Source organism: Mucilaginibacter sp. P2_A4 (genome assembly GCF_056405015.1).
On sequence record NZ_JBFUCX010000005.1, the window covers coordinates 67,774 to 79,736 of the forward strand.

At 40.4% G+C, this 11,963-nt stretch carries 11 protein-coding genes; 7 read left to right on the plus strand and 4 right to left on the minus strand.

What is annotated here, in order from left to right; translation table 11 throughout:
• Positions 1 to 18: 18 nt before the first annotated feature.
• Positions 19 to 1,059, minus strand: a complete 1,041-nt coding sequence (locus tag AC1DYB_RS11365; RefSeq protein WP_477434961.1) for an RluA family pseudouridine synthase — start codon at positions 1,057 to 1,059, stop codon at positions 19 to 21.
• Positions 1,060 to 1,132: 73 nt separating this feature from the next.
• Here AC1DYB_RS11365 and AC1DYB_RS11370 point away from each other — a divergent pair, with 73 nt between their 5' ends.
• From AC1DYB_RS11370 to AC1DYB_RS11380, 3 genes are all read left to right on the plus strand, one after another.
• Positions 1,133 to 2,020, plus strand: a complete 888-nt coding sequence (locus AC1DYB_RS11370) for a 1-aminocyclopropane-1-carboxylate deaminase/D-cysteine desulfhydrase (protein WP_477434963.1) — start codon at positions 1,133 to 1,135, stop codon at positions 2,018 to 2,020.
• Positions 2,021 to 2,369: 349 nt separating this feature from the next.
• Positions 2,370 to 3,701: an L-lysine 6-transaminase gene (gene lat / locus AC1DYB_RS11375; RefSeq protein WP_477434965.1), complete on the plus strand. Its 1,332-nt coding sequence runs from the start codon at positions 2,370 to 2,372 to the stop codon at positions 3,699 to 3,701.
• 199 nt (positions 3,702 to 3,900) lie between these two features.
• Positions 3,901 to 4,338 carry a hypothetical protein gene (locus tag AC1DYB_RS11380; RefSeq protein ID WP_295711192.1) on the plus strand — a complete coding sequence of 146 codons (438 nt, stop codon included), beginning with the start codon at positions 3,901 to 3,903 and terminating at the stop codon, positions 4,336 to 4,338.
• Between the two features lie 78 nt (positions 4,339 to 4,416).
• On the opposite strand, the gene bshB1 is transcribed toward AC1DYB_RS11380, so the two are convergent.
• Genes bshB1 through AC1DYB_RS11395 form a run of 3 tightly spaced genes read right to left on the minus strand, consistent with a single transcriptional unit; the run spans position 4,417 to position 6,271 of the window.
• Positions 4,417 to 5,139 carry a bacillithiol biosynthesis deacetylase BshB1 gene (bshB1, locus tag AC1DYB_RS11385; RefSeq protein WP_477434968.1) on the minus strand — a complete coding sequence of 241 codons (723 nt, stop codon included), beginning with the start codon at positions 5,137 to 5,139 and terminating at the stop codon, positions 4,417 to 4,419.
• Between the two features lie 14 nt (positions 5,140 to 5,153).
• Positions 5,154 to 5,654, minus strand: a complete 501-nt coding sequence (locus AC1DYB_RS11390; RefSeq protein WP_477392381.1) for a glutathione peroxidase — start codon at positions 5,652 to 5,654, stop codon at positions 5,154 to 5,156.
• A 2-nt stretch (positions 5,655 to 5,656) separates the two neighbouring features.
• A complete protein-coding gene (locus AC1DYB_RS11395) occupies positions 5,657 to 6,271 on the minus strand; it encodes a DUF4294 domain-containing protein (RefSeq protein WP_477392383.1) in 615 nt (204 codons plus the stop codon).
• Between the two features lie 110 nt (positions 6,272 to 6,381).
• On the opposite strand from AC1DYB_RS11395, the gene AC1DYB_RS11400 reads away from it, so the two are divergent.
• The 4 genes from AC1DYB_RS11400 to AC1DYB_RS11415 all read left to right on the plus strand — a co-directional run bounded on the left by AC1DYB_RS11400 (position 6,382) and on the right by AC1DYB_RS11415 (position 11,901).
• A complete protein-coding gene (locus AC1DYB_RS11400) occupies positions 6,382 to 8,604 on the plus strand; it encodes a RelA/SpoT family protein (protein WP_295711185.1) in 2,223 nt (740 codons plus the stop codon).
• A gap of 140 nt (positions 8,605 to 8,744) precedes the next feature.
• A complete protein-coding gene (locus tag AC1DYB_RS11405; protein WP_295711183.1) occupies positions 8,745 to 9,212 on the plus strand; it encodes a Fur family transcriptional regulator in 468 nt (155 codons plus the stop codon).
• A gap of 45 nt (positions 9,213 to 9,257) precedes the next feature.
• Positions 9,258 to 10,535, plus strand: coding sequence for an adenylosuccinate synthase (locus AC1DYB_RS11410; RefSeq protein ID WP_295711181.1), 1,278 nt, complete (start codon positions 9,258 to 9,260; stop codon positions 10,533 to 10,535).
• Positions 10,536 to 10,599: 64 nt separating this feature from the next.
• Positions 10,600 to 11,901, plus strand: coding sequence for an anthranilate synthase component I family protein (locus AC1DYB_RS11415; protein WP_477434970.1), 1,302 nt, complete (start codon positions 10,600 to 10,602; stop codon positions 11,899 to 11,901).
• Positions 11,902 to 11,963: the final 62 nt, after the last annotated feature.

The window sequence follows — 11,963 nt, forward strand, 5'->3', positions numbered from 1 at the left end:
CTGTTCATTTGTTTTTTCTCAAATCTCATTTCTCAGATCTGTAGTGTACTTACGCCATTTTAGTAGTACGCTTTCAAAATCAGGTGGCAAAGGCGACTCAAAAAGGATTTGTTTTTTGAGTGTGGGGTGTAAAAAGCCCAGTGTTTGCGCGTGAAGTGCCTGCCGGGGCATCAACTCAAAACAATTTTCAACAAATTGCTTGTATTTGCTAAACACGGTACCTTTTAAAATTTTGTCGCCACCGTAAGTTGCGTCACTAAAAAGCGGATGGCCAATGTGGCGCATATGTGCCCGGATCTGGTGCGTGCGGCCTGTTTCCAGCTGGCATTCAATCAGGGTAACATAACCCATGCGCTCCAATACTTTGTAATGCGTTACAGACCATTTTCCTTTTTCGGGATCATCATATATAGACATTACCCTTCTATCAGCAATACTGCGGCCAATATAGCCTGTTACAGTGCCGTCGTGCTCCAGATCGCCCCAAACCAAAGCAATGTATTTACGGGTGATGCTATGATCAAAAAACTGTTTGGCCAGCCAACTCATAGAGCGCTCGTTTTTGCTGATAAGCAATAACCCCGAAGTGTCTTTATCAATCCGGTGCACCAAACCTGGCCTTCCATCATTACCCGGCAGGGTAGGGAGTTGTTGAAAATGGTAAACCAATGCATTAACCAATGTGCCGGTGTAGTTATTATAACCGGGGTGCACAACCATACCTGCGGCCTTATCCACAATCAATACATCATGATCCTCGTAAACAATATTAATGGGGAGATTTTCGGGATAAACCTCGGTATCACGCGGCGGGTGCGGCAATACCACCGATATTACATCTAAGGGCTTTACGCGGTAGCTGCTTTTAATGGGCTTATCGTTCACCAGCACATTACCAAGCTCAATAGCGTTTTGGATACGGTTGCGCGATGCATTCTCCACCCTATGCATCAAAAACTTATCAATACGCAACAAGGATTGACCCTTGTCAACCACAATACGTAAGTGCTCAAATAAATCCTGTTCTTCCTGCTCTATCAGCTCGGGTTCGTATGCCATTTGAGGGCAAAAGTAATCGTTTTTTGTGTAGGTTAAGTGTAATATTGCAATAGCATTAAGTACAGGTTATTTTATGAATATTGATTTGGAGATTTTTAGCCCGGTACACCAGGTCACGAACCCTTTATTTGATGAGCATGGTGTAACAGTTTTTTTAAAACGCGACGATCTGATACACCCCATGATATCCGGCAATAAATGGCGTAAATTAAAATACCTGCTTAAAAATGCGCAGGATAAGCAGAGAAATCATTTGGTAACATTTGGCGGGGCTTACTCCAATCATTTACTGGCTACTGCCGCTGCTGCCGCGAAGTTTGGGTTTAAGGCTACCGGTATTGTGCGTGGGGAGGAAGTTAAAAACGATACCCTGTTTTTATGCAAACTACACGGCATGCAATTGATATTTACCGATCGGGATAGCTATCGGGATAAACAAGCACTGTATCACAAATACTTTGGGGATGATGAGGACGCTATTTTTATTGATGAGGGCGGTGCATCTGCAGAAGGGGCCCTGGGCTGCAGCGAGCTGGTTGACGAGCTTACAGGTGCCTATGATCATATTTTTTGTGCCTGCGGAACCGGAACTACTGCGGCCGGCATTATTAACGGACTAAACAATCACCAGCTTAAAACCCAATTTAACGCGGTGCCTGTTTTTAAAAATGGCGGGTTTATAAAGGATGAGATTGACCGGTTTTTAACTGCTTCCGTTGAATACTCTATTCATACCGATTATCACTTTGGAGGATATGGAAAAGCTACTGATGAGCTGATCAGTTTTATAAAACAGTTTGTGGCCACCACCGGGATAGTAATTGAACCCATTTATACCGGTAAAATGGTATATGCGCTATATGATTTAATCGGTAAGGGCTATTTTAAAACCGGAAGCAAAATATTGGCTATACATAGTGGTGGCATCTGGGGTTTACTGGGTATGAAGGATAGGTTTTAGGTGTGCAGATTACAGATGTGCAAATTTTAGATGTGCAGATTTTAGATGATGTATTGGTAGCATCTTCAAAATAATAAAGTCATTGGTACATATTTGCCGGGGCTCGGCTCCTGAGCGATTAATAATTTTGAAATTTCTTCTCAAACGAATATTAAAATCCATCAGGAAAAGGAGTTTTTTTTGATGTAAGGCGAAAGTTTTTTTATTAAAATGTGGTGTACCGGTTTGGCCTTTGGTACAAAAAGTAACTTTAAACAATTTAAAGTTACTTTTTTGTCAATCGGTTCAAAAACCGCCTAAATTTGGTTTTTTGGGGCTTTTTATTAAATTTGTGTAAACCAAAATTAATATGTATAACCTACTTGTTTCTCCCCAAAACGTGCAGGCTTCTTTGCAGAAGCATGTACTTGCCGATGGCTTCGATCTCACTTTTGACATGGAAAAAAGTAAGGGTGTGTATATTTATGATTCGAAGAATGATCGTACCCTGCTTGATTTTTTTACATGCTTTGCATCGGTGCCTTTAGGTTACAATCATCCCAAAATGCTGAACGATGAGGAGTTTAAAAAAAACCTGATGCTGGCAGCGTTAACCAACCCATCAAACTCTGATATTTATACCACGCAATATGCTCAGTTCGTTGAAACTTTTTCGCGGGTAGGTATTCCTGATTATTTGCCGCATGCTTTTTTTATAGCAGGAGGTTCGTTGGCTATTGAAAACGCGCTTAAAACCGCTATGGACTGGAAGGTTCAGAAAAACTTTGCCAAAGGTTATACCAAAGAGCGTGGTTTTAAGGTGATTCACTTTGAGCATGCTTTTCACGGTCGCTCTGGTTATACATTAAGTTTAACCAATACTGTGCCCAATAAAACTAAATGGTTTGCCAAGTTTGATTGGCCCCGCGTATCAGTACCCTACATGAATTTCCCTTACAGTGATAGCAATCATGAGGATCTGCTGCAAAGAGAACTACTTTCTGTAGCGCAGATCAGGAAAGCCTTTGAAGATAACAAGGATGATGTTTGTGCTATTATTATAGAGCCTGTACAATCAGAAGGTGGTGATAACCATGTACGCAAAGAGTTTTTAGAAAAACTCAGAGAACTTGCCGATGAGTATGAAGCCATGCTGATATATGATGAAGTTCAAACAGGAGTAGGCCTTACAGGTAAATTTTGGTGTCACGAACATTTTGGTGAAAAGGCAAGGCCTGATATTTTGGCCTTTGGTAAAAAGATGCAGGTTTGTGGCATACTTTGCAGCAACCGCGTTGATGAGGTAGAGAACAATGTTTTCCATGTTTCGTCACGGATTAACTCTACCTGGGGAGGTAGTTTAGTTGATATGGTTCGGTCATCAAAAATCATGGAAGTGATAGAAGAAGATAACCTTTGCGAAAACGCGGCTCAGATGGGCGAATACTTACAAAGCCGGTTAAGTGATATCGCCAGCACGCTTCCTATAATAAGTAACGTGCGGGGCAAAGGTTTATTAACAGCCTTTGATTTTCCTGATAAAAACAGGCGTGATGCATTCATTAACAAAGGCTTAGATAATAATATCATGTATTTAGGTTGTGGCGAAAAGAGTATTCGTTTCAGACCGGCCCTTATTATTGAAAAAAAACATATAGATACAGGTTTAGAAATGTTAGAAAAAATATCTAAATCACTGTAATATAGTGCAATAAGTAACTCTGTTTGTTAATAATCAACACAGAAACAGCCTTAGTATTTAATATTTGCTTATGACATTAATCATCCTGGAAAGGACAAATTAATAATATAAACTATTTTTTTACCAAAATAGGCTATATTTTTAATTATTATTCGGATTAAATTTGTACTATCCTTTATTAGATCAAATCTAATTCATCATGAGCAAACATATAGAGAAATTAAAAAAACAACTTGTTGAGGTAGCAGAAGTTGTTAACTCATTTCAATCAGAAGCTGTACAGGTAAGAATTATCGACAGGCTACTGGATGTAATGATTGAGGGCGAAAAAGCAGATGCTGAAGGATCTGAGATTTTTAGCAAAAAAGGCCGTAGGATGCGCTCAGAGGATGAAAACTTTGCAACGCCGGGCCGAAAAAAACCAGGAGCAACTAAAATATTGAACCAGTTATTGAGTACCGATTTCTTTGATACCCAGCGTTCCATATCATCAATTGCAACTTATTGTAAGGATCAGTTTGACTCCGACTTTAAAACTTCTGAACTATCGGGCATCCTTTTAAAGCTTGCGAACGAAAATAAACTAAGAAGAGAAAGAAGTAATGAGAATAATCGTTTTGAATATATTAAAGCTTAAATATTTAACTAATATTATAAAATAAGCCGCTATCTTATTAAGGATTAGCGGCTTATTTATTTATAGTTAAATAATATATTATTTTAAAGCAAATAAATTATCTACACCTAAAATTTTCCTGCTTGTGTAGCCTTCTGCATATTTAACACCTATGCTTTTACCAAATTCGCTTGCACGGGCAGCCACCACATTAATAAATTCGGGCGATGATATGTAGGTTTGGGGTTCGTCGCTCCATTCAGGATTGAAAAACTGGGAGCCGTAAGCACGGATACTTTCTATTTTTTTGTCCCAAAATTCAGTAACATCTACCAAAATATCAGGCCTGATATAATTATCCTGTATAAAGTGAAGTACCAGGTTTGGGCGCCAGGCCAACTGCGGTTCACCATTGTCGTCAACGGTTTCTATTTTGCGCAAACCTGCTAAAAACGCCGAGTGCTCTACCAGCTCATTAGCCCGGCCATGATCCGGGTGCCTGTCATGATAAGCGTTGGTAATTATAATTTTGGGCTGGTACTTGCGAATTGTAGAGATAACCTGTAGCTGGTATTCTTTTGTGTTTTCAAAAAAGCCATCGGGGATGCCTAAATTTTCTCTTATGGCAAGGCCTAATATGTTTGCCGCTGCTGTAGCTTCCTGCTCACGGATCTCTGCCGAGCCACGCGTTCCTAACTCGCCACGGGTAAGGTCAACGATGCCTACTTTATGGCCCATGGCTATATGTTTCAAAACGGTGCCTGCGCAGCCAAGTTCTGCGTCATCAGGGTGTACCGATAAAACTAAAATATCTAATTTCATTATTGTATTTGTGGTTATTGAGCGGTTGATAAAAGACGCTCTATTTTCTTCCTGATCTTTGAAGATGTTGGTTTGGTAAAGGGATAATAAAAGTCAGTAACATGGCCGTCCCTGTTGATTAAAAATTTATGAAAGTTCCATCTCGGGACTGATTTAAGCGTGCCATTTTCTTTTTTATCAGCAAAAAACTGGTATAAAGGATGGGCAAATGGTCCGCGTACCCTTATCTTATCAAATACCGGATAGTTTACACCCATGTTTTCACAAAAAGCGTCAATAGCAGCGCCCTCCAGCGGCTCCTGGCCGCCAAAATCATTTGAAGGGAATGCGAGTATTTCAAAATCCGTATTAATAAAGGCTTCTTTTAATGATACAAGATCATTATACTGTGGGGTAAAGCCGCATTGGGAAGCGGTGTTAACAATTAAAAGTACTTTATTTTTATAAGCCGATAGACTGATTTCATCACCGTTTAACTTTTGAACGTTAAACTTGTAGACGCTTGTAGTATCCATTATTAGAAGTTAGTGGAATTGTATCCGGCCTGGGTAAGGATGGCCTCGATATCTCTCTGCTCCTCAGGATCGTAAGTTTCTTTAAGGTTGTGGCCAAATATGCTGGCTACGGATTGAAACATAAATGCTTTAAAACCACCTTTAAGCTCTTTAACCATAGTATAACTGGTAGTGCCGGTTTCCCGGTCAATTAACTTGATTAAAACTTCACCCTGACTAATTGTCAGATTTTTTATTTCCTTATTAAACAATGTTTTAATTTCTGTTTCGCAGGTGCCAATCAGCTCTTTCTGCTTCTTTTTATCACCGGTAAGTGCCAGGTCGCGTTGTAGTTTAGCATATCGCTGGCCTGCAAAACGGGCATACGGTAGCACCTTCATCACATTATACCTTAAACGGCGGTAATTATCTCTGTCGGCATCGCTGGCAAATATGCGGGTATCAACAATTCTTACTGGGGCGCATACCACCCACGGAACCAATTCTCCGTCAATACTTGTTACCGCTACTCTTATGGTATCATTTTTGCCTACAATCATAGGTGCAGGTTTATCTGATTGGGCTTTTACCTCGCCCATAATGCAACAAAACATCAACAGAAAACCAATAAATTTCATAATTTTACTTAATACAAAATTAAAGCAAATTTTTGTGGTATTTAAATATAATCTGTAATAATAATTTTTATTACGGGTTTATCCATTTTTTTTACCACATATATTCATATATGAAAGAGATAGTGATTGATCTGGAAGCAGAAAAAAATGAGATATTAAAAAGATATCGTGCTTTACTACGTGCCTGTAAATCAACCTTGCAAAAGGGCGATAAGCGAATGATTCGCAAGGCATTTGATATGGCCCTTGAAAGTCATAAAGACATGCGCCGTAAAAGCGGCGAACCCTATATATACCATCCTATTGCCGTTGCACAAATTGCTGCCGAGGAAATTGGACTTGGTACCACTTCAATAGTTTGCGCCCTGCTGCATGATGTGGTTGAAGACACCAACGTAACGCTGGACGAAATTGAGATGGAGTTTGGTAAAAAGGTAGCCAAAATTATTGATGGCTTAACCAAAATATCGGGCGTGTTTGATACCAACAGCTCTTTACAAGCCGAAAACTTTCGTAAAATGCTGCTCACCCTGGCCGATGATGTCAGGGTTATCCTGATAAAATTGGCCGATAGGTTACACAACATGCGTACCATGGAGTTTATGCCCCGTGATAAGCAGCTTAAACTATCGTCAGAAACCGTTTATCTGTATGCCCCTCTTGCGCACAGATTGGGCTTGTATACCATAAAGTCTGAACTGGAAGATCTGTCCATGAAATACATGGAGCGGGAAACCTACCAGTTCATCAAAAAGAAACTGAATGAAAAAAAGGCGGAGCGTGAAAGATTTATCCGCGATTTTACTGAACCGGTAACCAAGGTTCTGGAAGGCCAGGGATTACATGCTGATGTTTTTGGCCGCCCAAAATCTATCCATTCCATTTGGAATAAGATGAAGAAAAAATCTATTCCTTTTGAGGAGGTATATGATCTTTTCGCCATCAGGATAATTCTTGATAGTGCCCCTGACCAGGAAAAGGCTGATTGCTGGAAAGCTTACAGTATAGTTACCGACCAATACCGCCCAAATCCCGATAGGTTACGTGACTGGATATCATCGCCCAAAGCAAATGGTTATGAATCATTGCATACTACCGTTATGGGCCCCCGGGGCCAATGGGTGGAGGTGCAGATACGTACCAAAAGGATGAACGAGATTGCCGAAAAAGGCTTTGCCGCTCACTGGAAATATAAGGAATCATCAACCGATAGCGGCCTTGATCAATGGGTGCAAAAGGTGAGGGATATGCTTAAAAATCCAGACTCAAATGCGCTCGACTTTCTTGATGATTTTAAAATGAACCTTTTCAGCGATGAGATCTTCATTTTTACCCCAAAGGGAGCGCTCATCCAGTTGCCATTAAACGCTACCGCGCTTGATTTTGCCTTCGAGATCCATACCGACGTTGGAGCCAGCTGTATTGGCGCCAAGGTGAACCATAAACTGGTGCCGTTAAGCTACAAACTGCAAAACGGCGACCAGGTGGAGATCATTACATCAGGTAAGCAAACACCTAAAGAAGACTGGCTTAACTTTGTGGTTACTGCCAAAGCCAAAGCCAAAATAAAATCGGCATTAAAAGAAGAGAAACGTAAAATTGCTGAGGATGGCAAGGAGATACTGGAGCGCAAAATGAAATCGCTCAAGATCACTTACAATTCTGAGAATATACATAAGCTCAGCTATTTTTTCAAGCTGCAATCTACCCAGGATCTGTTTTATAACATCGCGAAGGGTGTTATTGATATGAAGGACCTGAAAGAATACCAGGCATTTGAGAAAATTGTTGAAAACAAGCCGCAGGATAAAATTGAGCAGGAACAGGTTCAAAGCCTTATTCGCAACCTGAAATCTAAAGACAGCGATATGCTGCTGATTGGCGAGGATATGCAGAAAATTGACTACAAGCTGGCCAATTGCTGTAACCCAATTCCTGGTGATGATGTGTTTGGCTTTGTAACCGTTAGCGATGGTATTAAAATTCACCGAACCAATTGCCCTAATGCCGCCAAACTGATGGCCAATTACGGCTACCGTATAGTAAAAGCCCGCTGGACCAACCAACAGGAACTGGCATTTTTAACCGGTTTAAGGATAACCGGTATTGATGAAGTTGGCCTCATTAATAAGCTTACTACAGTTATATCAACGGATTTTAAGGTGAATATCCGCTCTATTACTGTTGATAGTGACAATGGGATTTTTGAAGGATCAATCATGGTGTATGTAAATGACACCAATCACCTCGAAAACCTGATCAAAAAAATAAAATTGATTAAAGGTGTTACCGGCGTAAACAGGTTTGATTCGGCTATTGAAAAAGCATCCTGATGAAAGAGAGTCAAGAAATTAGAGTCAGGAATCAAGACGGGAGAAAACGTTTTCATTAAAAAATGTCTTAATTCTTGATTCTTGACTCTTGCCTCTATCTTAACAAATTATTAATAACTTTGCCTGCTTAACAGACTATTATGCCCCAGCCGGATACTATAGCATTGGTTAAAAAAATTTTTGAGGCCTACCTTGAAAATAAAAACCTGCGCAAAACGCCAGAGCGTTTTGCTATTCTCGAAGAAATTTACTCTCGCTCAGATCACTTTGATGTGGAATCATTATACATCCACATGAAAAATAAAAAATACCGTGTTAGTCGTGCCACTGTTTATAACACGCTTGAGCTGTTGGTATCATGTGATTTGGTTACCAAACACCAGTTTGGTAAAAATATGGCACAGTTTGAAAAATCATACGGCTACAAGCAGCATGATCACATCATTTGTATCGACTGCGGCAAAGTGGTTGAATTCTGCGATCCCCGTATACAGCAGATCCAAAGCATGATGGGCACATTGTTGAAATTTGAAATCAATCACCACTCTTTAAATCTTTATGGAAACTGCGAGAAATTAAGAGCAGGTTTTTGTGACAGAAAAATATAACTTTGCCACCTTTCTTATTTAAGTACTGAATTTACAATAACATAAATGGCTGTTGACGTATTATTAGGCCTCCAATGGGGCGATGAAGGTAAAGGAAAAATTGTTGATGTGCTTAGCGCAGGTTATGACCTGATTGCACGTTTCCAGGGTGGCCCTAATGCAGGGCATACTTTGGAGTTCGACGGTAAAAAATTCGTTTTGAATACCATTCCTTCAGGTATATTTTTTGAAAACACGATGAACCTTATTGGTAATGGTGTAGTGATAGATCCTATTACACTTAAAAAGGAAATTGATAAGCTGAAAGATGCAGGTCATGATCTTTTAGCTAAAAAGAATCTTCTGATAGCCAAAAAGGCTCACCTGATATTACCAACCCACCAATTACTGGATGCTGCATCTGAGAAAAAAATGGGCGAAGGTAAAATTGGTTCAACCTTAAAAGGGATAGGACCAACCTATATGGATAAAACCGGCAGAAATGGTTTACGCATTGGCGATATCACACTGCCCGATTTTAAGGAACGTTACCAGAAACTGGTTGATAAGCATACTGCTATGCTACAGGCCATGTATGGTGAGGTTGCAGATTTTTCTGAACGCGAACAGGCATTTTTTGAAGCCATAGAGTTCATTAAAGGATTTCCGTTGGTTGATTCTGAGCATTTGGTAAACGACTATATTAAAAAAGGCAAAAAGGTTTTGGCCGAAGGTGCACAAGGCGCTATGCTGGATATCGATTTTGGTTCATATCCTTTTGTTACTTCATCAAATACAACTGCAGCCGGCGCTTGTACCGGTTTAGGTATAGCACCACAGCAAATTGGTGATGTGATAGGTATTTTTAAAGCCTATTGCACCCGCGTAGGTGGCGGTCCGTTCCCAACAGAGCTGGAGGACGAAACTGGCGAAGAATTGCGCCGCATAGGTCATGAATTTGGTGCTACTACAGGCAGGCCACGCCGTACCGGCTGGATTGATTTGCCGGCATTAAAGTACGCAATTATGCTTAATGGTGTTACCCAACTGGTAATGACCAAAGCCGATGTATTGAGTGGTTTTGATAAAATATACGCTTGTACGCACTATAACTATTTAGGCGAAAAAATCGACTATATGCCTTATGATATCTGCTCGGTTAGTCCGGAGCCGATATTAAAAGAAATTGACGGATGGAACGAGGATTTAACAGGTATCACCGAGTTAAATGAGATCCCTGCTAAACTGCAGTTATACATTGATTATCTTGAAGCAGAATTGGGCGTGCCTGTAAAATACCTTTCGGTAGGACCAGACAGGAAACAAACTTTAGTGTTGCACTAATTTAACCCGCTGCAGGTTTGTATCAACACAAACTTTAAAACATAATATTATTAAAAGGTCGGTTATGCCGGCCTTTTTTCATTTACTTGGTTATTTTTGCAAGGTGATAGTACAGGTAGATCATCTGCAAAATTTTAAGCATAAAGCCTTACAATGGGCCCAATCATTTAACGCGGTATGTTACCTTGACTCCAACGGCTTTGATGATCCGTATTCTAAATTTGATACCCTGATAGCAATAGGTGCTAAGGCCGAGATCACCGCTTATGCAGGCAATGCTTTTGATGAACTGGAAAACTTTCGAAAAAAAAATCTGGGCTGGATCACCGGTTTTTTTGGTTACGATCTGAAAAACGAAGTTGAAAAACTATCCTCCCAAAATGCTGACGGCCTGCAATTTCCAGATCTTTATTTCTTTTCGCCAAAACATCTCATCATTATTAAAGATGAAAAAGTAGAGATCATTAGTGATGATGAGCAGGAGGTTTTAGCACTCATTGAACAGGAGGAATTAAATGCCGGCTCCGCCCAGCCTAACATTGATTTGCAGGCCCGTTTTAGCAAACAGGAATATATTGATGCGGTAAATGGCATAAAGGAACACATTAACCGGGGCGATATTTATGTAACCAATTTTTGTCAGGAGTTTTTTGCCACGGATATAAAGATCAATCCCTTACCCATATTTTTACAGCTCAACAGCGTTTCGCCCAATCCGTTCGCTACCTTTTTTAAGTGGAAGGATAATTATATTCTTGGTGCTTCGCCCGAGCGGTTCATGGCTAAGCGCGGCAACAAATTAATTTCGCAGCCTATAAAGGGTACGGCCAAAAGAGCTGCTGATTTTAAAGCAGATGAGGAGGCTAAACAGGAGCTGCGCAATCATCCAAAAGAATTACAGGAAAACGTGATGATTGTTGACCTGGTGCGTAACGACCTTACCAAATCGGCCAGGCAGGGTACGGTTAAAACGGAGGATTTGTTTGGTATATACAGTTTCAAACAAGTACACCAGATGATCTCGACGGTGGTATGTGAACTTCAGGACGGATTATCGGTCATCGAGGCCATTAAAAACACTTTTCCTATGGGTAGCATGACTGGAGCTCCCAAAGTAAGCGCGATGCAGCTGATGGAGCAATATGAGCGCAGTAGGCGTGGTGTTTATTCGGGTGCAGTAGGGTATATGAGTGCCGATGATGATTTTGATTTCAATGTAGTGATCCGTTCGTTATTATACAATTCGGCTAATGGCTATCTTTCCTTCCATGCTGGTAGCGCGATAACTTACCACGCCGATGCTGAAAAAGAATACGAGGAGTGTTTGCTTAAAGCCCAGGCCGTTTTAGAAGTTTTGGGAAGATAAGGGCTTTGTTAAGTATTACCTATAACATGTTGTAGAATCCCAGACTTACGAAGTTTTAGAAA